The organism is Streptomyces sp. ICC4, assembly GCF_003287915.1.
Classification (GTDB): Bacteria; Actinomycetota; Actinomycetes; order Streptomycetales; family Streptomycetaceae; genus Streptomyces; species Streptomyces tritrimontium.
Genome location: NZ_CP030286.1, coordinates 2,213,126 through 2,238,807, shown reverse-complemented (window position 1 = coordinate 2,238,807; position 25,682 = coordinate 2,213,126). Strand labels below are relative to the sequence as shown.

22 protein-coding genes and 1 pseudogene are annotated in these 25,682 nt (G+C 73.2%); 8 read left to right on the top strand and 15 right to left on the bottom strand.

Annotation, left to right across the window (positions count from 1 at the left end):
- Positions 1 to 284: 284 nt before the first annotated feature.
- Entirely contained in the window at positions 285 to 854 is a 570-nt protein-coding gene (locus DRB89_RS10340) for a flavin reductase family protein (protein ID WP_112449942.1), read from the top strand.
- Positions 855 to 946: 92 nt separating this feature from the next.
- Here DRB89_RS10340 and arfB read toward each other — a convergent pair whose 3' ends face one another.
- Entirely contained in the window at positions 947 to 1,372 is a 426-nt protein-coding gene (arfB, locus tag DRB89_RS10335) for an alternative ribosome rescue aminoacyl-tRNA hydrolase ArfB (protein ID WP_112449941.1), read from the bottom strand.
- A gap of 177 nt (positions 1,373 to 1,549) precedes the next feature.
- Here arfB and DRB89_RS10330 point away from each other — a divergent pair, with 177 nt between their 5' ends.
- Together DRB89_RS10330 and DRB89_RS10325 are read left to right on the top strand one after the other, a co-directional pair.
- Positions 1,550 to 2,125: a TerD family protein gene (locus DRB89_RS10330; RefSeq protein WP_112449940.1), complete on the top strand. Its 576-nt coding sequence runs from the start codon at positions 1,550 to 1,552 to the stop codon at positions 2,123 to 2,125.
- A gap of 68 nt (positions 2,126 to 2,193) precedes the next feature.
- Positions 2,194 to 2,766 (top strand): GNAT family N-acetyltransferase, encoded by a 573-nt coding sequence (locus DRB89_RS10325; protein ID WP_112463254.1) that lies wholly within the window; start codon positions 2,194 to 2,196, stop codon positions 2,764 to 2,766.
- Between the two features lie 52 nt (positions 2,767 to 2,818).
- Here DRB89_RS10325 and DRB89_RS10320 read toward each other — a convergent pair whose 3' ends face one another.
- From DRB89_RS10320 to DRB89_RS10280, 9 genes are all read right to left on the bottom strand, one after another.
- Entirely contained in the window at positions 2,819 to 4,270 is a 1,452-nt protein-coding gene (locus DRB89_RS10320; protein WP_112452992.1) for a M1 family metallopeptidase, read from the bottom strand.
- Between the two features lie 120 nt (positions 4,271 to 4,390).
- On the bottom strand, positions 4,391 to 4,948 hold the full coding sequence (locus DRB89_RS10315) for a heme-binding protein (protein WP_112452993.1): 558 nt from the start codon (positions 4,946 to 4,948) through the stop codon (positions 4,391 to 4,393).
- Between the two features lie 286 nt (positions 4,949 to 5,234).
- Positions 5,235 to 8,075, bottom strand: a complete 2,841-nt coding sequence (locus DRB89_RS10310; RefSeq protein WP_112447938.1) for an AAA family ATPase — start codon at positions 8,073 to 8,075, stop codon at positions 5,235 to 5,237.
- A 126-nt stretch (positions 8,076 to 8,201) separates the two neighbouring features.
- Positions 8,202 to 8,618 (bottom strand): ACT domain-containing protein, encoded by a 417-nt coding sequence (locus tag DRB89_RS10305; protein WP_112447939.1) that lies wholly within the window; start codon positions 8,616 to 8,618, stop codon positions 8,202 to 8,204.
- A gap of 113 nt (positions 8,619 to 8,731) precedes the next feature.
- Positions 8,732 to 8,971, bottom strand: a complete 240-nt coding sequence (locus DRB89_RS10300; protein WP_112447940.1) for a DUF397 domain-containing protein — start codon at positions 8,969 to 8,971, stop codon at positions 8,732 to 8,734.
- Positions 8,972 to 9,094: 123 nt separating this feature from the next.
- On the bottom strand, positions 9,095 to 10,270 hold the full coding sequence (locus tag DRB89_RS10295; RefSeq protein ID WP_112447941.1) for a thiolase domain-containing protein: 1,176 nt from the start codon (positions 10,268 to 10,270) through the stop codon (positions 9,095 to 9,097).
- Entirely contained in the window at positions 10,267 to 11,343 is a 1,077-nt protein-coding gene (locus DRB89_RS10290; protein WP_112447942.1) for a thiolase domain-containing protein, read from the bottom strand. Before DRB89_RS10290 ends, DRB89_RS10295 begins: the two co-directional genes overlap by 4 nt.
- Positions 11,343 to 12,314 carry an OB-fold domain-containing protein gene (locus DRB89_RS10285; RefSeq protein ID WP_112447943.1) on the bottom strand — a complete coding sequence of 324 codons (972 nt, stop codon included), beginning with the start codon at positions 12,312 to 12,314 and terminating at the stop codon, positions 11,343 to 11,345. The genes DRB89_RS10290 and DRB89_RS10285 overlap by 1 nt, the downstream gene beginning before the upstream one ends.
- Before the next feature lie 288 nt (positions 12,315 to 12,602).
- Entirely contained in the window at positions 12,603 to 13,403 is an 801-nt protein-coding gene (locus tag DRB89_RS10280; protein WP_112447944.1) for a crotonase/enoyl-CoA hydratase family protein, read from the bottom strand.
- 174 nt (positions 13,404 to 13,577) lie between these two features.
- Here DRB89_RS10280 and DRB89_RS10275 point away from each other — a divergent pair, with 174 nt between their 5' ends.
- Positions 13,578 to 15,215, top strand: a complete 1,638-nt coding sequence (locus tag DRB89_RS10275) for an acyl-CoA synthetase (protein ID WP_112447945.1) — start codon at positions 13,578 to 13,580, stop codon at positions 15,213 to 15,215.
- A 117-nt stretch (positions 15,216 to 15,332) separates the two neighbouring features.
- Here the strand turns inward: DRB89_RS10275 and DRB89_RS10270 are convergent, their stop codons facing one another.
- Both DRB89_RS10270 and DRB89_RS10265 read right to left on the bottom strand, forming a co-directional pair.
- The gene (locus DRB89_RS10270) at positions 15,333 to 15,551 is read right to left on the bottom strand and encodes a hypothetical protein (RefSeq protein WP_112447946.1); all 219 of its coding nucleotides are present in this window, start codon (positions 15,549 to 15,551) and stop codon (positions 15,333 to 15,335) included.
- A gap of 65 nt (positions 15,552 to 15,616) precedes the next feature.
- Complete coding sequence (locus DRB89_RS10265) at positions 15,617 to 15,931, bottom strand: hypothetical protein (protein WP_112447947.1); 315 nt, start codon at positions 15,929 to 15,931, stop codon at positions 15,617 to 15,619.
- Positions 15,932 to 16,100: 169 nt separating this feature from the next.
- Here DRB89_RS10265 and DRB89_RS42790 point away from each other — a divergent pair, with 169 nt between their 5' ends.
- The 3 genes from DRB89_RS42790 to DRB89_RS10250 all read left to right on the top strand — a co-directional run bounded on the left by DRB89_RS42790 (position 16,101) and on the right by DRB89_RS10250 (position 18,636).
- Entirely contained in the window at positions 16,101 to 16,322 is a 222-nt protein-coding gene (locus tag DRB89_RS42790; RefSeq protein WP_162688530.1) for a hypothetical protein, read from the top strand.
- A gap of 70 nt (positions 16,323 to 16,392) precedes the next feature.
- Positions 16,393 to 17,715 carry a phenylacetate--CoA ligase PaaK gene (gene paaK, locus DRB89_RS10255; protein WP_112447948.1) on the top strand — a complete coding sequence of 441 codons (1,323 nt, stop codon included), beginning with the start codon at positions 16,393 to 16,395 and terminating at the stop codon, positions 17,713 to 17,715.
- 99 nt (positions 17,716 to 17,814) lie between these two features.
- Positions 17,815 to 18,636, top strand: a complete 822-nt coding sequence (locus DRB89_RS10250; protein WP_112447949.1) for a YhjD/YihY/BrkB family envelope integrity protein — start codon at positions 17,815 to 17,817, stop codon at positions 18,634 to 18,636.
- A 9-nt stretch (positions 18,637 to 18,645) separates the two neighbouring features.
- Here DRB89_RS10250 and DRB89_RS10245 read toward each other — a convergent pair.
- Positions 18,646 to 19,932, bottom strand: a pseudogene (locus DRB89_RS10245) (AMP-binding protein).
- A gap of 233 nt (positions 19,933 to 20,165) precedes the next feature.
- Between DRB89_RS10245 and DRB89_RS10240 the strand changes: the two are divergent.
- Positions 20,166 to 22,673 carry a penicillin acylase family protein gene (locus DRB89_RS10240; RefSeq protein ID WP_112447950.1) on the top strand — a complete coding sequence of 836 codons (2,508 nt, stop codon included), beginning with the start codon at positions 20,166 to 20,168 and terminating at the stop codon, positions 22,671 to 22,673.
- Positions 22,674 to 22,747: 74 nt separating this feature from the next.
- Here the strand turns inward: DRB89_RS10240 and DRB89_RS10235 are convergent, their stop codons facing one another.
- Together DRB89_RS10235 and DRB89_RS10230 are read right to left on the bottom strand one after the other, a co-directional pair.
- Complete coding sequence (locus tag DRB89_RS10235; RefSeq protein WP_112447951.1) at positions 22,748 to 23,887, bottom strand: ionic transporter y4hA; 1,140 nt, start codon at positions 23,885 to 23,887, stop codon at positions 22,748 to 22,750.
- Between the two features lie 172 nt (positions 23,888 to 24,059).
- A complete protein-coding gene (locus DRB89_RS10230) occupies positions 24,060 to 25,682 on the bottom strand; it encodes an acyl-CoA synthetase (RefSeq protein WP_239516073.1) in 1,623 nt (540 codons plus the stop codon).

The following is a 25,682-nucleotide window of genomic DNA, read 5'->3' as shown; positions in this document are numbered from 1 at the left end:
ACTCCAGGTTTGTCATCGGCGTTTCGTTGCGGTGTCCCGTCCACTGAATCACAGTGAGCTGTGCGGCAGGTACACAGGGTCAACAAATCTTGCTCTCTGTGACTCAAGTCACATGAGATGAATAAAGGTGCACGTGTCACCGGTTCGTCGCCGACGCTTCACCGGCCGTATTCCCGGGAGCAAACGATACGCCCGGACCCAGGACGGCCTAGGTCGACGGGCGGGGGGCGGCTCGGACCTCAGCCCGATGCGCCGCGCGAGAGGGCGACAGTAGCGTCCCCCCTGTGCCGAACACGACCCCTGCGACAACGCTTCCCGAGCCCGCACCCCATCCTGAGGGGGTGAGCAACGACGAGTTCCGGGCCGCGATGTCCCGACTGGCGGCGGGCGTGAGCCTGATCACCGCGCACGAGCCCCCGCTGACCGCCGGCGGACCGCGCGGCGAGGACGCCGGGATGACGGCGACCGCCTTCATGTCCGTGTCCATGGACCCGCCGCTGGTCCTGGTCAGCCTGCGCGAGGGCTCCCGGATGGACGACCTGCTCGCGGAGCAGCCCCTGTGGGCGGTCTCGGTGCTCGCCGACCACCAGGTCCAGATCGCGAGCCGGTTCTCGATGAAGGGCCGCATCAGCGACCGTCTGCTCTTCGCGGACGTGCCCACCACCCGGGGCGAGGTCTCCGGGGCCCTGCTCCTGCCGGGGGCGCTGGCCACCCTGGAGTGCCGGACCGAGAACCGCGTCGAGGCGGGCGACCACACCCTGGTCGTCGGCCGGGTCCTCACGGCCGCACAGCCCTCGCCGGACTCGCCGCCGCTGACGTACTTCCGCGGCCGCTACCGCCACTTGGCGCCGTAGCCGCGGGCGCGCCGCCGGCCGGGGCCGCGGCGAAGACCCGCGGCCCCGCGGCCCGCCCCGCCCGCTACCAGCCGCGCCCGCTACCCGCCCCGCTACCAGTCCCGCGCGTTGCGTCCGCGCTTGGTCTCGCCGCGGGCCTTCTTCTCGCGCAGCCGGCGCTCATTGATGCCCCGGGGGATCTTCGTCGCCCGCCGCGCCTTGGGCGGCGGCGCGGTCGCCTCCGCCAGCAGCGCGGCCAGCCGGACCAGCGCCATCTCCCGGTTGCGCAGCTGCGAGCGGTGCTCGGAGGCCCGTACCGTCACCACCCCTTCCACCAGGCGGGACGCCAGCCGCTCCAGCGCGCGCTCCTTCCACACCTCCGGCAGCGCCTTCGTCGCCCCCAGGTCGAAGAGCAGCTCCGCCCGCGAGTCCGAGGTGTTCACGTGCTGCCCCCCGGGCCCCGAGGACCGCGAGAAGCGCCAGGCGAGCTCGCCCTCGGGGAGCACGACCGAACCGCGGATGACATAGGGACCAGGCATGCCCCCTATGATCCGTCCCCGCCGGGGCCCCGTCACCCGCATTTCCCCACGGACAATCCGCCGACGCAGGAACCTACCGGCCCCCTCCCCGCGTTATGGAGGGCAGCGGTAACTTGGGCGCGCTCGCGGTTCGCGATACGTGAGACCCAGTGAGACTAGGAAGGGACACCAGTCACCATGGCAGTAAGCCTCTCCAAGGGCGGAAACGTCTCGCTCAGCAAGGAGGCCCCGGGCCTCACGGCCATCACCGTGGGCCTCGGCTGGGACGTTCGCACGACGACCGGTGTCGACTTCGACCTTGACGCCTCCGCCATCGCGGTCACCCCGCTCGGCAAGGTCGTCTCCGACGGCCACTTCGTCTTCTTCAACAACAAGTCCACCCCGGACCAGACCATCGTCCACACTGGTGACAACCGCACCGGCGAGGGCTCCGGCGACGACGAGTCCATCAACGTCAACCTGGCCGGCCTCCCCGCCGACGTGGACAAGATCGTCTTCCCGGTCTCCATCTACGACGCCGAGACCCGCAGCCAGAACTTCGGCCAGGTCCGCAACGCGTACATCCGCGTCGTGAACCAGGCCGGCGGCGCCGAGATCGCCCGCTACGACCTCTCCGAGGACGCCGCGACCGAGACCGCCATGGTCTTCGGCGAGCTCTACCGCAACGGCGCCGACTGGAAGTTCCGCGCGGTCGGCCAGGGCTACGCCTCGGGCCTGACCGGTATCGCCCAGGACTTCGGCGTCAACATCTAGTCCGGTCCCACCCCAGCTGAAGCCCCCTCCCGGCCGTCCGGGGAGGGGGCTTCGCTACCGTTCGGTAGGTGATCCTCCTCCCGCTCGCCCCCGTCGAGGACGGCGCCCTCCCCGGCCCGGTCCTCACCGAAATCGCCGCGCTCTACGCGACCAACCACGCGTTCTTCGAGCTCAGCGGAGATTTCCCCGACCCCGGCCGCATCACGGTCGAGCAGGTCGCCGCCGCGCTCGCCGACGAGCTCGCCCACGAAGGCGCCGAGGTCCTCCTCGCACGCTCCGCGGGCCGCCTCGTGGGCCTGGCCGTCACCCTCGCCCACACCGGCCGCACTTCCCCTGGCCATACTTCCCCTGGCGACCCGGCCGCCGGGGACCAGGCCGCCGGGGACCCGGACCCGTGGATCGGCCTGCTGCTCATCGACGCCACGGCGCACCGCGAGGGGTACGGCCGCACCCTGGCCCGCCTGGTCGAGGACCGCTTCCGCGCCGCCGGACGCACGGGCCTGCGCATCGCCGTGCTCGACAACAACCCCAAGGCCCTCGCGTTCTGGCGGTCCCAGGGGTACGCGGCCCTGCACCAGGCCGCGGACCGCGAGGCGGGACGCCCCTGCACGGTCCTGCGCAAGCCGCTCCAGGCCCCGTAGGCCCTAGGGGGCCTTCGGGGCTACGGGGCTACGGGGCTACGGGGCTACGGGGCTACGGAACCCTTGCGGCCTTCGGGGCCTTCGGGGCGGCGGGTCGTGCCTTCCCGTACAGCCACACGTCCCAGACCGCCTTCAGGTCGTGCCCCGTCTTCTCCTGCGCGTAGGCGGTGAAGTCGGCCGTGCTCACGTTCCCGTGCCGGTGGTCCGCGGCCCAGCCCCGCACCAGGGCGAAGAACGCCTCGTCGCCGACCTCCTGCCGGATCCGCTGCAGGACCATCGCCCCGCGCCCGTACACCGGGGCCGCGGAGATGTCCTCGGGCCCCGGCGGGGCGGCCGGCGGGAAGGCGTCCCAGGCGGAGCCGGCCTCCGGGTCGACGTCGGTGTCCCCGGACAGGTACGCGTCGAAGTGCGCCTGCGCGCTCGGCCCGCCGTGGTCCTCGGACCACAGCCACTCGGCGTACGTGGCGAAGCCCTCGTTGAGCCACATGTCCTTCCAGGACTTCGGAGACAGCGAGTCGCCGAACCACTGGTGGGCCAGCTCGTGCAGGACCAGCTCCTCGCTGCCGGGCGCACCGGAGAACACCGGCCGGGTCTGCGTCTCCAGCGCGTAGCCCAGGGTGCCCCCGGGCAGCACGATCGCGCCCGTCGTGGAGAAGGGGTAGGGGCCGAACCGGCCCGCGCCCCACTCGACCATCTCCGGCAGCCGGGCCAGCGCGGCCTCGGACGCGGCCGCCTCCCCGGGCGCGACCGCCTCGTAGAAGGGGATCCCGGAGGCCGTCCGCCCGGTCGTGACCTCGAACTTCCCCACTGCGGCGGTCGCCAGGTAGCTCGCCATCGGCTCCGGGCTGTGCCAGGCGAACACCGTCCGCCCGTCCGCGTCCCGGGTCCGGGAGCGCAGTTCCCCGTTGGACACCGCCTCGTACCCCTGGGGGACGGTCAGCGTGATGTCGTAGGTGGCCTTGTCGCTCGGGTGGTGGTTCCCCGGGAACCAGGCCATCGACCCGACGGGCTCGCCGACGGCGACGGCTCCGTCTCCGTCCGCGGTGGCGATCCAGCCCTCCTTGGAGCCGTCGGGATCGGTGACGGGCTTGGGCCTGCCCGAGTAGTCGATCTCCGTACGGAACACCTCGCCGCGTTCGAGGTCCTCGGCGGGGCGCACGGTCAGCTCGTTGCCGGTCCGGTTGAACCGGGCCCCCTCGCCCTGCACGCGCACGCGCTCGACGCCGAGGCCGGCGAGGTCCAGGTTGAAGGAGCTGAGCTCCTGCTCGGCGCGGGCGGTGATGACGGCGGTGGCGTCCAGCCGCCCGGCGGCGGGGTCGTAGGCGAGGTCCAGGTCGTAGTGCTCGACCTGGTAGCCGCCGTTGCCGGCCTTCGGGAAGTACGGGTCGCGCAGCCCCGACGCGCCCGGCCGCCCCTGCACGGTCTCCCCCGTACAGCCCGTGGTGAGGGCGAGGAGGACGGCGACGGCGGGGGCGGCGAGGCGGGAGAACGTGCGGTGATCCACGCGCTCGAGACTATGCGAGGCGCTCCGCTTTCCGGTGCCTCCCTCGAGCCGGGGGCCACCTGTCGGAGCTACTTGTCCGGGCTACCTGTCCGGGCTACCTGTCCGGGCTACCTGTCCGGGCTACTTGTCGAGGGCGTCGGCGCCGGCCTTCGCGAACTTCTCGTCCAGGTCGCCGCTGGGGGCGCCGGCCACGCCGATGCCCGCCACCGGGGCGCCCTTGGCCTGGACGGGGGTGCCGCCGCCGAGGAAGAGGGTGCCGGGGATGTCCTTCAGGTTCGGGGTCTGCGCCAGGCGGCCCGCGAGCACCGAGGTCGGGGCGTTCCAGGACACGGCGGTGAAGGCCTTGCGCTGCGCCGACTCGTAGGACTGCGGGCCCGCGCCGTCGCCGCGCAGGGTGACGATGGTGTTGCCGTTGCGGTCGACGACCGCGACGGTCACCTTCTGGTTCTCCTTCTCGGCGGCCTCCAGCGCGGCCTGGGCGGCGCGGGTGGCGGCGTCGATGGTGAGGTGCGTGGAGGTGGTGAAGTTCTTGTCGTTGTCCCCCTTGGCCGCGGCGGCGGCCGGCGCCGAGGCCGACTCGGAGGCCGGGGCGGCGGTGGCGCTGACCGCGCCGAAGGTCCCGGCGGCGAGGGCGGCGGCGAGGACGGTACCGGTGAGAACGCGGGTACGGGTGTTCATGTCTGCTCCTGTTGGCACGTGGGATCCGGCGCGGCGGGCAGCCTGTCCGCCGCGCCGGATCCCACGTGCCAACAGGAGCAGACGTGAACCTGTCTCTGATCCACCTCTGACGCCTCCGACGATCTGCCCTGGGTGGAGCTGCGTACGTCGGCATCGTCCACGTGGGTGACAGGGCAGCCCCGGGCACCGGACCCGGCGCGCGTTCGGGGCGCGGAGGTGCGGGGGCCCCTGGCGCGGGGCTGCCGGGCCGGACCGCGCCGCGGCGCCCCGGACCGGGCCGCGGGCGTCAGCGGCGGCGGGACAGGGAATCCACTGTGTCGCGCAGGCCCGCGCGGTCCGTGCCCAGCTTGCGGTACACCGGGGACTGCTCGTCCTCGGAGACCGTCGTGTCCCCGGCCAGCAGCCGCTCGGCCACCTCCCAGTCGTCCTGGTCCAGGGCGTCGTCCCAGGGGGCCATGCAGAGGTAGCCCCCGCCCGCCGCCGCGTGCGCCTCCGACGCGATGCGCGTCAGTTCGTCCGCCCCGCACTGCCGGGCCGCGACCACCGCCCGCAGCAGCGCGTCCTCGTCCCCCCGCTCCACTCCCAGCGCGGTCAGCGCGAGCGCCAGCTCGTAGCCCGCCGGGGAAGCCGACAGCAGTTCCACCGCCTCCTCCAGGAGGGGCACCCTGTCGGCCGGCTCGGCCACCTCGGCCGCGACCCGCAGGGCCTGGCCGATGCCCGACGGGGCTCCGAAGGCACGGGCCTGACGGACGGCCTCCGCGGCCAGGGACCGGGCCCGGGCCGGGTCCTCGGCGAAGACCGCCCGGGCCAGGTGCAGGCGCCACGGGCACCAGGTCGGGTTCTGGATCCCCCGGGGGCTGAGCCTGCGGTCCACCGCCTCCAGCTCCGCCGCCGCGGCCTTCGCCTGGCCGCGTGCCAGCAGCAGCTCGGCGTAGACCGTCTGGGAGTCCGGGAAGACGACCGCCGCCGGGAAGGGCTCCCCGTACTCGTGCTCCTTCGCCAGCTCCCACGCCTCGTCCACCCGGCCCCGGGCCACCAGCGTGGTCACGAGGATCGCGATGGCGTACCAGTGCACGGGAGTGCGCCGGCCGACCCGCTCGGCGAGCCGCAGGCCCGCCCGCGCCAGCTCCTCCGCCTCCTCCAGCCGTCCGCGCCGGTAGCGGATGTAGGCGCGCAGGCTGTACGCGAAGGACAGGTGCGCCCCGCGCCAGCCCTGCCGCTCGAACTCGGCGGTGCCGGCCTCGAACAGCTCTTCGGCGCGCCCCGGCCGGTCGGCGTACATGTGGACCATGGCGACGAGCACGGGGACCTCGAACCCCCGGTCCTCGTACGCCCAGCTGAACTCGGTTTCGAGCACCCTGCCCGCGTGGTGGAGGACCACGTCGACCGGCTCCCCGCGCAGGCAGGCGTCCCACGCGCGCAGTCCGATCACGTACCGCTCGGTGAGGTCCCGCCCGGTCAGCCGGTCGGCGAGTTTCGCGAGCCGCCGCGAGCGCGCCGGGGAGTCGGTCTCGGCGGCGTTGAAGGCGTCCCACATGAACTGCTCGGACTGCAGCCGCAGCCGGGCGCGCACGTCCTGGGTGTACGGGATCTCCCGCGCGAGGGACTCCGAGGCCTCGGCGAGGCGGTCGCTGTGCGAGAGCACCTGGGCCAGCCGGATGACGATGCCCTGGCGCAGCGCCTGGTCCTCGAAGGGCTCCGCGAGGGCGGCACGCAGGTGGTTGACGGTGTTGGCGGGCTCGGTGAGCAGGGAGGCGCAGCCGAGCTCGTAGAGCACGGCCGCGCGCTCGTCGAAGTCCGGGGGCTCGCGCAGGGCCCGGGCGAGCTGGCGGCGGGCGGCTTCGGGGGCGCCGGCCCGCAGGTTCTCGCCGGCGGCCTCGCGCAGGGTGCGCACCACCCAGGGGTCGTTCTCGGGGTGGGTCTCCAGCAGGTGCCGGGCCGCCGCGGAGGGCCCGAGACCGGCGTCGACGACGGCCGCGGCGGCCTTGCCGTGCAGGGCGACCCGCAGGGCGTCGGGGATGGCGCGGTATATGGCGGTGGCGATGAGCGGGTGGACGAACTCCAGCCCGGCCTCGTCCTCTTCCCCGACTTCCTCGACGGCGGCCGACAGGATGCGGGCGTCGCGCAGCCGCCCGGTGGCGTCGACGGCCTCCTCGGCGCCGAGGCCCGCGACGCGGGCGGCGAGGTCCCGGGGGATGGCGGTGCCGAGGACGGCGCAGGCCCAGGCGAAGCGGACGGTGGAGGGGCCGAGGCTGTGCAGGCGGGCCACGAGTCCGCTGCCGCGCTGGGCGGCGGCGAGGTCGCGCAGCAGCGGGGCGCTGGCCTCGACGGGGGCCAGCCCCTTGTCCCGTACCTTCGCGGTCAGTTCGACGGCTTCGAAGGGGTTGCCGGTGGTGACGGTCCAGGCCTCCCGGCAGAAGGCGTCGTCGGCGTGCTCGCCGACGGCTTCGCGGACCAGGGTGGAGACGGCGTCCTCGGTGAGCGGTGCCAGGTTCAGGGGGCGGTGTCCGGCGCGGCCGGGCAGCGTACGGAAGGCCTCGGCGTGTGCGGGCAGTTCGTCGGGCCGGTAGGCGACGACGAGGAGCAGCGGGAGGTGTTCGGCGCGCGGGGCGAAGGCGGCGAGCCAGGAGAGGGACTCGGGGTCGGCCCAGTGGGCGTCGTCGAGGACGAGGGCGACGGGGGCGCGCTGCACGATGAGGTGGGTGAGGACCCAGTCGAGGCCGTCGCGCAGGCCCTGGGGGTCGGGCGGGGCGCCCTGTTCGGCGGCGCACAGGCCGAGGGCGGGGCCGACGATGGAGTACCAGCTGCCGAGGGCGGCGCGCAGTTCCTCGTCGGAGGTGCCGGCCAGCTGGGGCTGGATGAGCTGGCGGGCGACGTGGAACGGCTGGCTCTGCTCCTGTTCGCCGCCGCGGGCGGCGAGGACGGTGCAGGAGGCGGCGTGGGCGCGGCGGCGGACTTCGGCGAGGAGCGTGGTCTTGCCCAGGCCGGCGGGTCCGGAGAAGGCGAGCAGGGCGCCGTCCGCGTCGGGGCCCGGACCGGTGAGCTGGTCCAGGGCCTCCTCGACGGCGGCGAGCTCCGTGTCGCGTTCGAACATCGTGCGCCGTTTGCGGGTCCGGCGTTCCGTCATGGCTGGTACCCCCCAGGCCTGTTCGGGGGATCAGCGTACGCCCGCGCACTCACGGGGGAAGGCCCGTGCCGAAAAACAAGCTGATCTTCTTTTCGGCGGTGCGGGCCGGGGCTTCCCCCGGGCGGCTCAGTCCTGGGCGGAGCGCGCCGCGAGCGCTTCCAGGACGGCCACGGCCTCGGCGGCCCGGTCGGCGGCGACGAAGAGGTGGTCGTGGTGGTATCCGGCGATGACGTTGCAGCTCAGGCCGTGTGCGCCGAGTTCGGTGGCGAAGGCCGCGGTGAGGCCCACGGCGTCGAGGGCGGAGTGCACGCGCAGGGTGATCCACCCGGCGGTGTACTCGTAGGACAGGCCCGCGTCGTCGGCCTCCTCCTGGGCCAGGACGAGGGTGAGCCCCTCGGGTTCCAGGATGCTGGCGACGGGGGTGAGCCCGACGAGGGCCTCCGGGTCGGTGTCACCGGGGATGGTGCAGAACACGTACAGCCCGTCGTTCAGTTCGGGGCGCATTCCGCTCAGCAGTTTCCGCAGGTCGTTCTCTCCACTCATGCCCCCACCCTACCTATCATCCCGATATGACCGAATCGGCGGCGCGGGCCCCGGCCGGCGGCGCCCGGGCCGTCCCCGCGCAGAACGGCGGACGGCCCGGCCGGATGCCTCCGCTACGTGAGGTCGAACTCCCCGCCCCGCGCGTTCAGGACGAACCTGCGCCACTCGTCCGGTGCGAAGATCAGCGAGGGGCTTTCGGGGCGGTCTCCGTTGCGCATCGCGATGAAACCCTCCACGAAGGCGATCTGGACGTCCCCCTCCCCCCGGCTGCTCGACTGCCAGTCCGCCTCGGTCAGATCGAGATCCGGCTTTCCCCAGCCGGCCGGCGCCTGCGAAGTCATGCTCTCGGCCACGTGCGTGCTCCTCCCGGTACGTCGTCGTCCCGGGGTCAGGTTAGCCATCGCGCGCGGCGCCGCACAGGCCACGATCCGTCACTCGTGGCCGGTGCGGCACCCCGCCCGGAATCCGGTTTCCGTTCAGGAGGCCGGCGGCTCGGCCCCCACCAGCCACATCGCGAAGAACTGCGCGCCACCGCCGTACGCGTGTCCCATCGCCCGGCGCGCGTCCGGGACTTGGTGCTCCCCGGCCTGTCCGCGCACCTGGAGGGCCGCCTCCGCGAAGCGGATCATGCCGGAGGCGCCGATCGGGTTGGTGGACAGCACGCCGCCGGAGGGGTTGACCGGGAGGTCGCCGTCGAGCTCGGTGACCCCGGCCTCGGTGAGCTTCCAGCCCTCGCCCTCCTCGGCGAAGCCGAGGTTCTCCAGCCACATCGGCTCGTACCAGGAGAACGGCACGTACATCTCCACCGCGTCGATCTCGCGGCGCGGATCGGTGATCCCGGCCTGCCGGTAGACGTCGGCCGCGCAGTCCTTGCCGGCCTGCGGGGAGACGAAGTCCTTGCCCGCGAAGAGCGTCGGCTCGCTGCGCATGGCCCCGCCGTGCACCCAGGCCGGCGGCTTCGGCGAACGGGCCGCGCCCTCCCGGTCGGTGAGGATCATGGCGCACGCCCCGTCGGAGGAAGGGCAGGTCTCGGAGTAGCGGATCGGGTCCCAGAGCATCGGGGAGGCCTGGACCTTCTCCAGGGTGATGTCGTGCTCGTGCAGGTGCGCGTAGGGGTTCTTCAGCGCGTTGCGGCGGTCCTTGTACGCGACGAGCGAGCCGACCGTGTCGGGGGCGCCGGTGCGCCGCATGTACGCGCGCACGTGGGGGGCGAAGAACCCGCCGGCCCCGGCCAGCAGCGGCTGCTGGAAGGGGACGGGCAGCGAGAGCCCCCACATGGCGTTGGACTCCGACTGCTTCTCGAAGGCCAGGGTCAGCACCGTGCGGTGAACGCGGGCGGCTACCAGGTTGGAGGCGACCAGCGCCGTGGAGCCGCCCACCGAACCGGCCGTGTGCACACGGAGCATGGGCTTGCCGACGGCGCCGAGGGCGTCCGCCAGGTACAGCTCCGGCATCATCACGCCCTCGAAGAAGTCGGGGGCCTTGCCGATGACGACCGCGTCGATGTCCGCCCAGGTCAGCTCGGCGTCCGCGAGCGCCCGCACCGCGGCTTCCCGGACCAGCCCGGCGATGGAGACGTCGTGGCGGGCGGCCACGTGCTTGGTCTGCCCGATGCCGACGACGGCCACGGGCTCCTTGCCCGATGCGCTCATGCTCGGTCCCCTTCCAGGACGGCGACCAGGTTCTGCTGGAGGCAGGGGCCGGAGGTGGCGTGCGCGACGGCCCGGTCGGACTCGCCCCGGTGGATGCGGGCGGCCGCTTCGCCGATCCGGATCAGGCCGGCGGCCATCATCGGATTGGCCGCGAGGGCGCCGCCGGACAGGTTGACGGACACGCCCTCGCCGAGCCCGAGGGCCTTGCGCAGCACGACCTCCTGGGAGGAGAACGGCGCATGCAGTTCGGCCGTGTCCACCGGGCCCTCGAAGACGCCCGCGTGCTCGGCGGCGATCCGCGTCGACGGGGAGTCGGTGAGGTCCCGCAGCCCGAGGCTGTGCGCCTCGATGCGGTGGTCGATGCCGGTGATCCAGGCGGGCCGCCCGCACAGCCGCCGCGCCACGTCCCCGGCGGCCAGGATGACGGCGGCCGCGCCGTCGCCTACGGGCGGGCAGTCACCGGTGCGCAGCGGGGCGACCTGGTAGTCGCCCTGCGGGACGGCGCCGGTGAGCTGGGCGTGCGGGTTGGCGCTCGCGGCGGCCCGGCTGCGGGCGCCGATCGCGGCGAGCCCGGCTTCGTCGGTCTCCCCCGCGTCGATGAGCGCCTGCGCCTGGAGGGCGGCCAGGGCCACCGCGTCGGGCCAGAGCGGAGCCAGGTAGTACGGGTCGAGCTGGCGCGTCAGGACGTCGCGTACGGATCCCGGGGAGGACTTCCCGTAGGAGTACACGAGCGCGGTGTCGGCCTCGCCGGTCTGGATCTTGACCCAGGCCTCGTACAGGGCCCAGGCGCCGTCCATCTCCACGTGCGATTCGGAGATCGGCGGCCAGGCGCCGACCCCGTCGAGGGTCATGGTGAAGGAGAAGGCCCGGCCGGCGAGGTAGTCGCTGGAGCCGGAGCAGGTGAAGCCGATCTCGCCGGCCTTCAGGCCGGTCTGGGCCAGCACCTGGTGCAGGACCGGCATGACCATCTCGACTTCGCTGAGCTCGTCGGTGCGGCGCAGGTGGTCGCTCTGCGCGAAGGCGATGACGGCCACCTCGCGCGCGTGGCGCCGCGTCCTCGGCGTGCCTGGCATCAGATGAGCTCCTTGTACACGTCGTAGTCCGCGTCCGGCTCTCCGGTGGGGCGGTAGTGGTCGGGGTAGCGTCCGCCTTCGGTCCAGACGGGCTCGACGCGCAGGCCCATGCGGACCTGGTCGTACGGGATGCCGCCGATCCGGCCGTGGAGGGCGAGGCCGGCGCCGTCGAGGGCGATGTGGGCGTAGACGTAGGGGACTTCGATGCCGAGATTCGCCGTATGCGCAGCCTTGATGTTGACGATGCAGTAGGTGGTGACCGTGCCGGCCGGGCCGACCTCGACCTGGTCGGTGGTCGCCACCCCGCAGGTGGGGCAGGCGCCGCGCGGAGGCACGTACACCTTGTGGCAGGAGGGGCAGCGCTCGCCGATGGTCTTCTGCTCGGAGAGGCCCGCGATGTACGCGGTCTGCGCGCGGCCGGGGCTGTACGTGTAGTCCAGGCGGGCTTCCGCGACGATGCCGGTGACGGCGTCGGCGAACTCCCCGCCGTGCGGCGTCGCCCGCGCGACCGGGTCCCCTTCCTCCGCGGGCTCGAAGCAGGCGATGTCGGTGATCGCCCCGGTCCGCTCCCCGGCCCACCGCACGCGGACCCGCATGCCGGTGGAGACGGCCTCGGGCCCGGGGGCGTCGAGGGCGTGCAGGATCGCGGTGTCGGCGCCGTCGAGGCGGACGAGGACCCAGGCGAAGGGCGTGGCGAGGGGCTGGTTGCGGCGCGGTGAGCCGTTCCAGGCCCAGGTGGTGACGGTCCCGGTGGTGCCGACCTCGACGAGGTCGCGGATCTCCTCCGCGGTGACGGGGTCGTACTCGACGGGCGGCACCATCACCTTGCCGTCGGCGGTCGTGACGCCGAGGACGACCCCTTCGCGCAGCCCGGTGAGGAAGGCGCTCTGCACGGGCCCGAGGGACCGGGTGAAGGGGAACTCGACGACGAGGGGCGCACGGAGGATCTCCGGTGGCGACGCGGCTGTCATGGGTGGGTCTCCGATGTCTGGGAGGCGGGGCCGAACCAGCCCCGCCGGCGTGTGAGGAACCTTCCGGCCCCACCGGCGATTGAAGCGACCTTCAGCCCCGCCGGCGCGTGAGGGACCTTCAGCCCCGCCGGCGCTTGAGGCGACCTTCCAGCCCCGCCGGCGTTTGAGGCGCGGGGGTCCGGGGGCCGGCCCCCGGCAACGGCGCCGCACCCGCGACCGGACCGGCACCACGGGCACAGGCCCAAGCGCAGGCAGACGCAGGCAGACGCAAGCGGGGCGCCGCCCCCACTACTCCCGCCGATACAGCGCGGGCCGCTTCTCCGCGAAAGCCCTCGCCCCTTCCTTGGCATCCGCGGTGTCGAAGACCGGCCACCCCCGAAGGAGTTCGGAGGCCAGCCCCTCCGTCTCGGTCATCTCGGCCGTCTCGTAGACGGACGCCTTCACCGCCTCCACCGCCAGCGGCCCGCACGCGTTGATCCGCTCCGCGATCTCCAGCGCCGCCTCCAGCGCGGTGCCGTCCGGCACCACCCTGCCGATGAGCCCGATCCGCGCCGCCTCCTGCGCGGCGTACGGCCGCCCGGTCAGCAGCATCTCCAGCGCGTGCGTGCGCGGGATCTGCCGGGGCAGCCGGACCGTCGAGCCGCCGATCGGGAAGAGCCCGCGCTTGACCTCGAACAGCCCGAACGTGGCCCCCTCCCCCGCGACCCGGATGTCGGTCCCCTGGAGGATCTCGGTCCCGCCGGCCACGCAGTACCCCTCCACCGCCGCGATGACGGGCTTGCGCGGCCGGTGGTGGCGCAGCATCGCCTTCCAGTGCAGGTCGGGGTCGGCCTTGAGCCGGTCCCGGTACTGGTCGCCCGCCATGCCCTTGCCGGCCAGCGCCTTCAGGTCCATGCCGGCGCAGAAGTCCCCGCCCGCTCCCGTCAGCACCACCGAGCGGATCGTGTCGTCCGCGTCCGCCTCCAGCCAGCCGTCGTACAGCCCCACCAACAGCGGCAGCGAGAGCGCGTTCTTCGCCTCGGGCCTGTTCATGGTGAGCACCAGCGTGGCGCCGTGGCGTTCCACGGTCAGGTGTTCCGTCCCACCCATTGCCGTCCTCCCGTCTCAAGACCTAGAACAGGTTGCAGGAGGGGCGGGTGCAGTTCAATAGTTTTCTGACACCCAGTCAGATTTCTTGGACGGTCCCCTTCCCTGTTCGGGTTGGCGACGCTCTAATGACCGCCGAGCAGACCAGCCATGGGATTTTCTGGGTCAGGAGGACCGGTGGAGTACAACATTGCCGACCTGTTCGAGTCGGTCGTGGACGTGGTCCCGGACCGCGAGGCCCTCGTGTACGTGGACCACCCCGGGACCGGCGCCGAGCGCCGCCTGACGTACGCGGAGCTGGACGCGGCGGCCAACCGCATCGCGCACCACTTGCTGGACAGCGGGCTGCGGGCAGGCGAGCACCTGGGCCTGCACCTCTACAACGGAATCGAGTACCTGCAGACCGTCCTGGCCTGTCTGAAGGCCCGCCTGGTACCGGTGAACGTGAACTACCGGTACGTCGAGGAGGAGCTCGTCTACCTCTACAACGACGCCGACCTGGCCGCGCTCGTCTTCGAGGGCGAGTTCACCGGGCGCGTCGCCGCCGCCCTGCCGCAGACGACGAAGCTCCGCCACCTGATCCGGGTCGGCCCGACCCCCGAGGGCGCCCCGGAGCCCTCGATCGCGCCGGTCGCGTACGCCGATGCCGAGGCGGCCGGCTCACCCGGGCGCGGCTTCCCGCCCCGCTCCCCCGACGACCTGTTCATCATCTACACGGGCGGCACGACCGGTATGCCCAAGGGCGTCATGTGGCGCGCCGAGGACCTCTTCTTCGCCGGGCTCTTCGGCGGCGAGCCCACCGGCGAGCCGGTGAAGCGGCCCGAGGAACTGGCCGAGCGGGTCGCGTCGAAGGGCGCCGGGCTCACCTTCTTCCCCGCGCCGCCGCTGATGCACGGCACGTCCACGCTGACCTCCTTCATCGCCTTCAACTACGGGCAGCGGGTGGTGATCCACCGCAAGTACGCGCCCGAGGAGGTGCTGCGCACGATCGAGAAGGAGAAGGTCTCCAGCGTCTCGCTGGTGGGCGACGCCATGCTGCGGCCGCTCATCGACGCCCTGAACGGACCGCTGAAGGGCACCGACCTGTCCTCCTTGTTCAGCGTCTCCTCGTCCGGCGCGATCATGTCGGAGACGGTGCGCGCCGAGTTCCAGGCGCTCGTGCCGAACGTGATGCTCCTGAACAACTTCGGCTCCTCCGAGTCCGGCTCCAACGGCCGCGCCACGAACGACTCCAGCCCGGAGAGGGGCTTCCGGCTGGAGGTCAACGAGCGTACGCAGGTGGTCGACCCGGTGACCCACGAGCCGGTGCCGGTCGGCGAGCCGGGGCGGCTCGCGCAGCGCGGGTACGTTCCGCTGGGCTACTACAACGACCCCGTCAAGACGGCCGAGACCTTCTTCCAGAAGGGAACCGAGCGGTGGGTGCTGCTCGGCGACATGGCGACCGTGGACGAGCAGGGGATCGTCACCGTGCTCGGCCGCGGCTCGCAGTGCATCAACACGGGCGGCGAGAAGGTGTACCCGGAGGAGGTCGAGCAGGCGCTGAAGTCCCACCCGGACGTCTACGACGCCCTGGTCGCGGGGGTCGCGGACCCGAAGTGGGGCAGCCACGTCGCCGCGGTGGTCCAGATCCGGGAAGGCGCCGCCGAGCCGACGCTGGAGGAGATCCAGGCCCACTGCCGCACCAAGCTGGCGGGCTACAAGATCCCGCGCCAGCTGGTCGTCTCCCCGGCCATCCAGCGCTCCCCGAGCGGCAAGGCGGACTACCGGTGGGCGAAGTCGGTGGCCACGGAGGCCGACGCGGACGCGGCGCGCTGATCCGGAATTGATCCGGCGCCGATCCGGCGCGGGTGTGCGTGAGGGGGCCGGGACCCGGAGGGGTCCCGGCCCCCTCACGTGCGGCCGGCTCAGACCTCAGAGCTCAGACCTCAGACCTCAGAGCTTGGCGAGCAGTTCGGCCGCGAGGTCGCGGGCCCAGTTCGCCAGCTCGGGCCGGTCCGTGCCCTGGCCCAGCGCGTCGGCCTGGGCCTCCGTGAGCCGCAGCGGACCGCCGGGGTCGTCCAGCAGGAAGGCCACCTCGGAGAGCAGGCCGGCCAGGCGGCGCGCGCCCGGCGCGCCGAGCCGCACCGATACCGCGGGGTCGATGACGGGCATGGCCGCCGCCTCCCTTCGCCAGGGCGTCTGTTTCGACCGTACGCCCCCGGCCGGGGGGCCGCCGCTCAGGTCCCGGTGGCCAGGAAGCGCTCGACGCGGGCCGCGAACCGCGCCGCGTCGTCCAGCCACGGGAAGTGCCCGCCGTCCGGCTGCACGTCGACGAGGCCGTGCGCGAAGAGCTCCGCGAGCCGGGCGGTGAGGGCCGGGGAGGGGTTGGAGTCCAGCTCGCCGGCGAGCCGGCGCAGGGCGTCCCGGGTGGCGGGCGGGTCGAAGGCGCCGGGCCCGGCGAAGGCGGCGGCCGCCCCGGCGTTCTTCTGGACCGGGCTCAGTGCGGCACGGGCGCGCGCCCGCTCGTCCCAGCGGCCGTAGGCGAGCGGCACGGAGGCCGCCCAGCCGGCCTCGTCGGGGGCGCCTGCGGCGGCGAAGGCCGCGAGCGCCCGCTCGCAGGCCGCGATGGCCGGGTCGTAGGGCTCGCTGCCGGCCCGCCGGCGGATGTCCGCCGGGCGGACCTCCGGGGGCTCCGTGAGGTCGACGGCCCAGCAGATCGGAGTGACCAGGCGAGCCGGCGCACGCGCCGCGGGTGGGCCGCCGCGTAGAGCAGCCGCGCAGGTCGAGCAGGTCGAGCAGGTCGAGCAGGTCGAGCAGGTCGAGCAGGTCGAGCAGGATCAGCCTGCGTCGGTTCCGTCCTACGTGGCGAAGGTAAAGGTGCAGGTGGAGGGCGTGGCGATCGGCATGGGGACAATTCCAGCAGACGATCACCCGTTCGAGTAATTGATTTGGCCGCCGCGGTCCGGCAATCTACCGAATGATCGGTCGGTTGACTCGAAGTGGGGTGGGCGGCATGGGTACGTACACGAGGGGCCAGGACGGCGCTGCGGACGAGGGCGAGCGGCTGGGCCCGGACGAGCTGGCCGCGCTGCAGCTGACGCGGCTGCGCGCGACCTTGCACCGGGCGTACGAGCGGGTGCCCTTCTACCGGCAGGCCTTCGAGAAGGCGGGCCTGCATCCCGACGACTGCCGCTCCCTCTCCGATCTCGCCCTCTTTCCGTTCACCACCAAGGCGGACCTGCGCGACCAGTACCCCTTCGGGATGTTCGCCGTGCCGCGCTCCGAGGTGCGCCGGATCCACGCGTCCAGCGGCACCACGGGCCGGCCGACGGTCGTCGGGTACACCGAGGGGGACCTGTCCACCTGGGCGGATGTCGTCGCCCGCTCGATCCGGGCGGCGGGCGGCAGGCCGGGCCAGATGGTCCACGTCGCGTACGGGTACGGGCTGTTCACCGGCGGACTGGGCGCGCACTACGGCGCGGAGCGCCTGGGATGCACGGTCGTGCCCGCGTCGGGCGGGATGACGGACCGCCAGGTCCGGCTGATCCAGGACTTCCGGCCGGAGGTCATCATGGTCACCCCGTCCTACATGCTGACCCTGCTGGACGAGATGGAGCGCCAGGGCCTGGACCCCCGCGCCACCTCCCTGCGCACGGGGATCTTCGGCGCCGAGCCGTGGACGGAGGAGATGCGCCGCGAGATCGAGGAGCGGCTCGACATCGACGCGGTCGACATTTACGGCCTGTCGGAGGTGATGGGCCCGGGCGTCGCACAGGAGTTCGCCGAGACCAAGGACGGCCTGCACATCTGGGAGGACCACTTCTATCCGGAGGTCGTCGACCCCCTGACGGGCGCCGTGCTGCCGGAGGGAGAGGCCGGGGAGCTGGTCTTCACCTCGCTCACCAAGGAGGCGATGCCGGTCATCCGCTACCGCACCCGGGATCTGACCCGGCTGCTGCCGGGCACCGCCCGGCCGGCGTTCCGCCGGATGGAGAAGATAACGGGCCGCAGTGACGACATGATCATCCTGCGCGGGGTGAACCTCTACCCCACGCAGATCGAGGAGGTCCTCCTGCGCATACCGGCCCTGGCCCCCCACTTCCAGCTCCGGCTGACCCGGGAGGGCCGGCTGGACGCCCTGACCGTACGGGTGGAGGCGCGGCGGGAGAGCGATGCCGGTCAGCGGGAGGCCGCGGCGGCCGCCGTGGTCCGGGCGGTCAAGGAGGGCGTCGGAGTCTCGGTCGCGGTGGAGGTGGTGGACCCGGAGACCCTGGAGCGGTCGGTCGGCAAGATCAAGCGCGTGAGGGACCTCCGGGACACACCGCCGGGGGCCTGAGCCGCGCGGCCCCCGGATCCGGCCCCGGATCCACCCCTTCGGGCCCACTTCGGGGGGCCACCCGGGAAGGCGCGGGCCGGTCCGGGTAGGGAAAGGGGCGTGACCTCGATCTTCCGGCAGCTCCACGACCGGCTCCAGGCCTCCCAGGCCGGGCTGGCCTGGAGCCGTGGCCGGGAGATGGAGCTGATGCACCGGGCGATGGGCTTCGCCGCCCTCGGCTTCCTGACCTTGGTACCGCTGCTGGTCGTCGTCGCGGCCGCCGCGCCCGGCAGCGGCTCGGGCTTCGGCCGCTGGCTGGGCCAGGCCCTCGGGGTGACGGCGTACTCCCGGGAGCGCGTGGAGATGCTGTTCGGGGCCGCGGACCTCGCGCTGGAGCGGACCACCGCGTTCGGCCTGGCCGCGCTGGCCGTCTTCGGCCTGACCTTCGGCTCCGCCGTGCAGACCGGGTACGAGAAGGTCTGGGACCTGCCGACGGCCCGCTGGCACACCATGTGGCGGCACGTGGTGTGGCTCGCCCTGCTGTGCTGCTACCTCGCGCTGCTGGTCACCATCCCCGCCCCCTCGAACGACGCCGTCGGCACCGTCCTGGGCACCACGGGCGACGTCATCGGCACCTGCCTGTTCTTCTGGACCTCGCAACGGCTCCTGCTCGGCGGCCGGGTCCGCTGGCGCGCCCTCCTCCCGGGCGCCGCCGCCACCAGCGTCGGGCTCCTCGGGCTGCGGGTGTTCTCGCAGCTGGTGTTCTCCCCGCTGATCGCCTCCAACGCCGTGACGTACGGCCCCTTCGGCACCCTGCTGGTCGTCCAGTCCTGGCTGGTCGGCGTCGGCTTCGTGGTCTACGGCGGCGCCCTCGTCGGCCGCCTCGTCCACGAGCACCTCGTCCTGCGCAGCCTCCAAGGCGGCGAGCTCCTCACGGAGTAGGGGCGCCGGTCAGGCCGGATCAGAGAAGCGGTCGCGGAGGGCACGCTTGAGGATCTTGCCGCTCGCGTTGCGGGGCAGCGAGTCCACGAACAGGACGCGCTTGGGGGCCTTGAAGTGCGCCAGCCTCTCGCGGGCGTGGGCGACCAGCTCCGCCTCCGTGACCCCGTCCCGCGGGACCACCACCGCCGTGACCGCCTCGATCCACCGCTCGTCGGGCAGGCCGACCACCGCCGCCTCGGCCACGCCCGGGTGGGTGTACAGCACGTCCTCGACCTGCCGGGAGGCGACGAGCACGCCGCCCGAGTTGATGACGTCCTTGACCCGGTCCACCACCGTGAAGTACCCCTGCGCGTCCCGCACCGCCAGGTCCCCGGAGCGGAACCAGCCGTCCCGGAACGCCTGCTTCGTGGCCTCCGCGTCGTTCCAGTAACCCCGGCAGAGCTGCGGGGAGCGGTAGACCACCTCGCCGGGGGTGCCGTCCGGCACGTCCGCCCCGTCCTCGTCGACGACCCGCGTCTCCACGTGGTTCGCCAGCGCGATCCACACCGTCGGCGGGGCGAACAGGCTGTCCGGCTCCCCCGCCCCGACGAGGTCGAAGATCTCGGTGGCGACCGGCGCGTCCACGATCGTGTTGCGGGCGCCCACCGCCAGGTACGGCAGCAGGAAGACGTGCATCTGCGCCGAGTGGTACAGCGGCAGGGAGTGGACGGGCAGGTCCCCCGCCGCCAGGTCCAGGGCCTCGATCGCGCTCTCGTACTCGTGGCAGAGCGCCTCGTGGGTCATCATCGCGCCCTTGGGCAGGGCGGTCGTCCCGGACGTGTACAGCAGCTGGGCCAGCCCGGAGGGGTCCCCGGTCCGGGCGAAGGGCGCGGGTTCGGCCAGCTCCTCGAGGAAGGAGCCGGGGGCGTCGCGCAGCGGTCGCACGGGGAACCCGTCGGGGATCCGCCCGGCCAGGTCCGGGTCCGCGAGGACCAGCGAACCCGCGCAGTTCTCCAGGATGTACGCGAGGTCCTCGCCGGAGAGGTTCTGGTTGACCGGGACGTGCGTCAGCCCGGCCCGCGCTCAGGCGAGGAAGGCCGGGAGATAGGCGTCGCTGTTGTGCGCGAAGGTCGCGACCCGGTCCCCCTCGGCCAGCCCGTACCGCTCGCGCAGCACGGCCGCGCCCGTGGAGACGGCCGCGTCCAGCTCCGCGTAGGTCCAGCTCCGCTGCCGGTAGCGGACGGCCACCCGGTCCGGGACGCGCCGCGCGCTGTCGTGGACCAGTCCGTCGACCGTGTTCTTGCGCACTGGCGTCATACCGGGATCCTCGTCTCCCGGTGCGCACGGGGTCAATGACCGCAGCGCCCCGGATGCCGGACCGCTCCACCAGGGGATACCAAACGGCATGTTGACAGGGGGTCAGTCGGCCTGCGTGAGTGTGGTTGCACAGAAGCACCGCCGGCACCGAGAGCGCCGCCGGCCCCGCCCACCCGCACGGGCAACCGCACCCGCACGGGCGATTTCGCCCGCGCGCAGGCTACTTGGGAGACATGTTGCGCTTACTCCGCGGACACCGTCGCACCCGCCCGCTCCTCCGCCGCGTCGCCCTCATCGGCGCCACCCTGCTGGCCGCCACCGCCGCGCTGCCCGAGGCCGCCGCCCGGGAACAGGGCTCCGGCCCGTCCGGCTCCGGCCCCTCCGGCGGCGGTCTGTCCGCCGTCATCCGCTACACCGAGAACGGCATCCCCCACATCCTGGCCCAGGACTACGCCCACCTCGGATTCGGCACCGGCTGGGCGCAGGCCGCTGACCAGGTCTGCGTGCTCGCCGACGGCTTCCTGACCGTGTCCGGCGAGCGTTCGCGCTGGTTCGGCGCGGACGCCGCACCCGACGGCTCGCTCTCCTCCGCCGTCGGGAACCTCTCCAGCGACCTGTACTTCAAGGGCGTCCGCGATTCCGGCGCCGTGGAGGAGCTGCTCGCCGCGCCCGCGCCGGCCGGTCCGGGCAAGGACGTCAAGGAGCTCATGCGCGGGTGGGCCGCCGGCTACAACGCCTGGCTCGCCCAGAACAAGATCACCGATCCGGCCTGCAAGGGCGCCGGGTGGGTCCGCCCGGTCACCGTCACCGACGTCGCCGCCCGCGGCTTCGCCGTCTCGGTGCTCGGCGGCCAGGGCCGCGCCGTGGACGGCATCACCGCGGCGCAGCCCCCGGGCGGCGCGCAGCCCCCGGGCGCGGCCCCGGGCGCCGGTGCCCGCGCCGGCGCCGGTGCGGCCGGTCCGCCCGCCGGTGAGGTCGATCCGGCCGCCGCGGCGGAGGCGGCCCGGGAGTTCTTCGACACCACCCGCTACGACATGGGTTCCAACGCGGTGGCCTTCGCCGGTTCCACCACCGCGAACGGCAGGGGCCTGCTGCTCGGGAACCCGCACTACCCCTGGCAGGGCGGCCGCCGTTTCTGGCAGTCGCAGCAGACCATCCCCGGCGAGCTGAACGTCTCGGGCGGCTCGCTGCTCGGCACCGCGGTGGTGAACATCGGCTTCAACGACAAGGTGGCCTGGAGCCACACCGTGGCCACCGGCACCCCCGTCAACCTGCACCAGCTGGTCCTCGACCCCGCCGACCCGACCGCGTACCTGGTGGACGGGAAGCCGGAGAAGATGATCCGGCGCCAGGTCAGCGTCCAGGTGTCCGCAGGCGCCCCGGTCACCCGTACGCAGTGGTGGACCCGCTACGGCCCGGTCGTCTCCGGTCTCGGCGGGAGCCTGCCGCTGCCCTGGACGGCGGCCACCGCCTACGCGCTGAACGACCCCAACGCGGCCAACCTGCGCGGCTCCGACACCGCGCTCGCCATGGGCAAGGCCCGCTCCGTCGCCGGGATCCAGGACGCCCTGCGCCGCACCCAGGGCCTGCCGTGGGTCAACACCGTCGCCGCCGACTCGGCGGGCGGCACCCTCTTCACCCAGTCCCAGGTGCTTCCCCGGATCACCGACGAGCTCGCCGCCCGCTGCTCGACCCCGCTCGGCAGGGCCACGTACCCGTCCTCGGGGCTGGCGGTCCTGGACGGCTCGCGGGCCGACTGCGCGCTCGGCTCGGACGCGGACGCCGTACAACCGGGGGTGTTCGGGCCGGCGAAGGCGCCGACGCTGCAGGGCGCCCCGTACGCGGAGAACTCCAACGACAGCGCCTGGCTGGCCAACGCGGATCAGCCGCTCACCGGGTACGAGCGGATCTGGGGCAACGTGGGCACCCCGCGCTCGCTGCGCACCCGCGGTGCGGTGGAGGACGTGTCCGCGATGGCCTCGCGCGGCGGACTGACCGTGGCGGACCTGCAGGAGCAGCAATTCGCGAACCGGGCCCCGGCCGGTGACCTGGCGGCGGCGGACGCGGCGAAGGCGTGCGCGGCCCTTCCGGGCGGCAAGGCCACGGCCGGCGACGGCGCGGCCGTGGACGTGTCGGCGGCGTGCGGGGTGCTGGCGGCCTGGGACCACACGGCCGACACCACCAGCCGCGGCGCACTGCTCTTCGACCGGTTCTGGCGCAAGCTGACCGCGGGCACGCCGGCCAAGGACCTGTGGCTGGTGCCGTTCTCGGCGGCCGATCCGGTCCGCACGCCCCGGACGCTCAACCAGGCGGCTCCCGGGATCGGCCGGGCGCTCGCCGACACGGTCGCGGAGCTGAAGGCGGCGGGCATCGCGCTGGACGCCCCGCTCGGCGACCACCAGTTCGTGGTGCGCGGCGGGCGGAAACTGCCGGTCGGCGGCGGCACCGAGGCCCTCGGCGTCTGGAACAAGATCGAGGCGCCGTGGAACGCGGCGGCCGGCGGCTATCCGGAGGTCCTGCACGGCTCGAGCCACATCCAGGCGGTCGGCTGGGACGGCGGCCGCTGCCCGGTGGCGCGCACGCTGCTGACGTACGGCCAGTCCTCGAATCCGAACTCCGCCCACTACGCCGACCAGACCCGGCTCTTCTCGCAGGAGCGCTGGGTGAAGGCCCGGTTCTGCGAGTGGGACATCCTCACCTCGCCGCAGCTGAAGGTGGTCTGGCCGCGCGAGCGGCGCTGACGCCCCGGCGCCGGTACGGCCGCCGGCTCCCCGCCGTACGGGGAGGGCCGACGGCCGTACGGGCCCGGACGCGCTCAGGGGCTGACGGCGAGGAAGAGGTAGGCCGCCAGCAGCACGAGGTGCACGCCGCCCTGGAGCAGCGTGGCGCGGCCGGGCACGATGGTGAGCGCGCTGACGACGACGGTCAGCGCGAGCAGCACCATGTGGACCGGGGCGAGGCCGAGCATCAGCGGCCCCGAGAGCCAGACCGAGGCGAGCGCGATGGCCGGGATGGTCAGGCCGATGCTGGCGATGGCGGAGCCGTAGGCCAGGTTGAGGCTGGTCTGCACGCGGTCGCGGCGGGCGGCGCGGACGGCGGCCAGGGTCTCGGGCGCCAGGACCAGCAGGGCGATGATCACACCGACGACGGCGTAGGGCAGGCCGAGGTCCGCGACACCCCGTTCGATGGTCGGGGAGACCGCCTTCGCGTTGCCGACGACCGCGACGAGCGCGACGAACAGCAGGCCGACGCTGATCAGGGCGGCGCGGGCGGTGGGCGGTTCGGCGTGCTCGTCATCCTCGCCGGCCGCCGCCGCGGCCGCGGCCTGCGCCGCCTCCTTGCGGATCCGCTTCGTGTCCACGGGCAGGAAGTAGTCGCGGTGGCGGACGGTCTGGACGGCGATGAAGAGGCCGTAGAGGGCGAGGGAGGCGCAGGCCGCGAAGGCCAGCTGGGCGGTGGAGAACTCGGGGCCGGGCTTGCTGGTGGTGAAGGTGGGCAGGACGAGGCTGAGTACGGCGAGCGTCGCGACGGTGGCGAGGGCCGCGCCCGAACCCTCGGCGTTGAAGACGGCGACGCTGTTGCGCAGGGCCCCGACGAGCAGGGACAGGCCCACGATGCCGTTGCACGTGATCATGACGGCGGCGAAGACGGTGTCGCGGGCGAGGGAGGAGGTCTTGTCCCCGCCGTCGGCCAGCAGGGTGACGATGAGGGCCACTTCGATGACGGTGACGGCGACGGCGAGGACGAGGGAGCCGAAGGGTTCGCCGACCCGGTGCGCGACGACCTCGGCGTGGTGGACCGCCGCCAGCACGGCGCCGGCCAGGCAGAGCGCCACCAGGGCCACGGCGAGCGAGGGCAGATCGCGTCCCCAGCTGAAGGCGAGCGCGACGAGCGCCACCACGGGGACCACGACGGTCCAGTCGGTCAGGGGGGATCTGTGCGTTGCCGTACTCATATCAGCCAACTTGCCAGAACTGTTCCCCTTGTGCGTCACGACGACCGCTCACACGCCTCTGACGTGGCACTTCTCACGAAGCTCCGGGCGTGGCGGGACCGGCCGCCGGCGGGACCGGCCCCGGGGGGTCGGCCCCGGGAGGCCGGCCCGGCGCGAAGGCCGGCCCCGGCGCTCACATCGCGCGCTCGTGCCCCTCCCAGTACGGCTCGCGCAGCCGGCGCTTGTACAGCTTGCCGTTGGGGTCGCGCGGCATCGTCTCGATGAAGTCCACGGTCTTGGGCCGCTTGTACCCGGCCAGTTGGCGCTCGCAGTGGTTCAGGATCTCCGCCGCCAGCGCGTCGCTCGCCGCGAAGCCCTCGGCGGGCTCGATGACCGCCTTGACCTCCTCGCCCCAGGTGGGGTGCGGGATGCCGAAGGCGGCGGCGTCGGCGACCGCCGGATGGGTGAGGAGGGCCGATTCGATCTCGGCCGGGTAGATGTTCACCCCGCCCGAGATGATCATGTCGATCTTGCGGTCGCGGAGGAAGAGGTAGCCCTCCTCGTCCATCAGGCCGAGGTCGCCGACGGTGAAGAAGTCGCCGATGCGGTTCTTCTTCGTCTTCCCCTCGTCCTTGTGGTAGCTGAAGCCGCCGGTGTTCATCTTGATGTAGACGGTGCCGAGTTCGCCGGCGGGCAGCCGCTCGCCGTCGTCGTCGAAGATGGCCAGTTCACTGATCGGCCAGGCCTTGCCCACGGTTCCCGGCCTCTTCAGCCAGTCCTCGGCCGTCGCGAAGGCCCCGCCGCCCTCGCTCGCCGCGTAGTACTCCTCCACGCACCCGCCCCACCAGTCGATCATCGCCCGCTTGACGTGGTCCGGGCAGGGCGCGGCGCCGTGGATGGCATGCCGCATCGAGGAGACGTCGTACGAGTCCTTCGTGTCCTGCGGGAGCGCGAGGAGCCGGTGGAACTGCGTCGGGACCATGTGGGTGTGCGTGCACGCGTGCTCGTCGATCAGGCGGAGCATCTCCTCGGCGGTCCACTTGTCCATCAGGACCAGCGGGTGCCCGATGTGCAGGGCGGCGGCCGCGAACTGCAGGACGGCCGTGTGGTAGAGCGGCGAGCAGACGAGGTGGACGTTGTCGTCGAAGGCGCGGATCCCGAAGATGCCGAGGAAGCCCCCGAGGTACGTCTCCTCCGGGAGCTTGCCCGGCAGCGGGCGGCGGATGCCGCGCGGCCGGCCGGTGGTGCCGGAGGTGTAGTTCATGACCCAGCCGAGCGTGCGGTCCCCGGGGGCGGTGACCGGCTGCCCGTCGAGCAGCTCGCCGTACGAACGGAAGCCCGCGACGGCTCCGACCGCGTAGCGGTGGCTCGCGGGCAGGCCCGCCTCGTCGGCCGCGGCGGTGGCGGCGTCGGCGAACCGCTCGTGGGCGATGAGGACCTTGGCTCCGGAGTCGGAGACGATCCAGGCGATCTCGGGGCCGACGAGGTGGTGGTTGACCGGGACGAGGTAGAACCCGGCCTGGGACGCGGCGAGGTAGGCGGTGAGGAACTCGACGCTGTTGGGGAGGACGACCGCGAAGACGTCCCCCTTCTCCAGGCCCGCGGCGCGCAGTCCGTGGACGAGCCGGTTGACGTCGGCGTGCAGCCGGTCCGCGGTCCACTCCTCGCCCTCGGGGGTGACCAGGACGGTGCGGTCGGGGTCGGCGGCGGCCTGCGCCCAGAAGCCGTTGGGCGGCTGCGCGGTGGCCGCCGTGGCCGCGGCGGGCGCGGTCGGCGCGGGCTGCTTGTTCGGTGAGTCGGTCATGTCGCTGCTCAC

Excerpts from the sequence above, each read along its gene's own strand:
- DRB89_RS10290 (WP_112447942.1), bottom strand. The coding sequence starts at position 11,343 with ATGCCAGGCACGCCGAGGACGCGGCGCCACGCGCGCGAGGTGGCCGTC.
- DRB89_RS10295 (WP_112447941.1), bottom strand. The coding sequence starts at position 10,270 with ATGAGCGCATCGGGCAAGGAGCCCGTGGCCGTCGTCGGCATCGGGCAG.
- DRB89_RS10285 (WP_112447943.1), bottom strand. The coding sequence starts at position 12,314 with ATGACAGCCGCGTCGCCACCGGAGATCCTCCGTGCGCCCCTCGTCGTC.
- DRB89_RS10235 (WP_112447951.1), bottom strand. The coding sequence starts at position 23,887 with ATGAGTACGGCAACGCACAGATCCCCCCTGACCGACTGGACCGTCGTG.
- DRB89_RS10305 (WP_112447939.1), bottom strand. The coding sequence starts at position 8,618 with ATGAGTGGAGAGAACGACCTGCGGAAACTGCTGAGCGGAATGCGCCCC.
- arfB (WP_112449941.1), bottom strand. The coding sequence starts at position 1,372 with ATGCCTGGTCCCTATGTCATCCGCGGTTCGGTCGTGCTCCCCGAGGGC.
- DRB89_RS10240 (WP_112447950.1), top strand. The coding sequence starts at position 20,166 with ATGTTGCGCTTACTCCGCGGACACCGTCGCACCCGCCCGCTCCTCCGC.
- DRB89_RS10280 (WP_112447944.1), bottom strand. The coding sequence starts at position 13,403 with ATGGGTGGGACGGAACACCTGACCGTGGAACGCCACGGCGCCACGCTG.
- DRB89_RS10330 (WP_112449940.1), top strand. The coding sequence starts at position 1,550 with ATGGCAGTAAGCCTCTCCAAGGGCGGAAACGTCTCGCTCAGCAAGGAG.
- DRB89_RS10310 (WP_112447938.1), bottom strand. The coding sequence starts at position 8,075 with ATGACGGAACGCCGGACCCGCAAACGGCGCACGATGTTCGAACGCGAC.
- paaK (WP_112447948.1), top strand. The coding sequence starts at position 16,393 with ATGGGTACGTACACGAGGGGCCAGGACGGCGCTGCGGACGAGGGCGAG.
- DRB89_RS10315 (WP_112452993.1), bottom strand. The coding sequence starts at position 4,948 with ATGAACACCCGTACCCGCGTTCTCACCGGTACCGTCCTCGCCGCCGCC.
- DRB89_RS10270 (WP_112447946.1), bottom strand. The coding sequence starts at position 15,551 with ATGCCCGTCATCGACCCCGCGGTATCGGTGCGGCTCGGCGCGCCGGGC.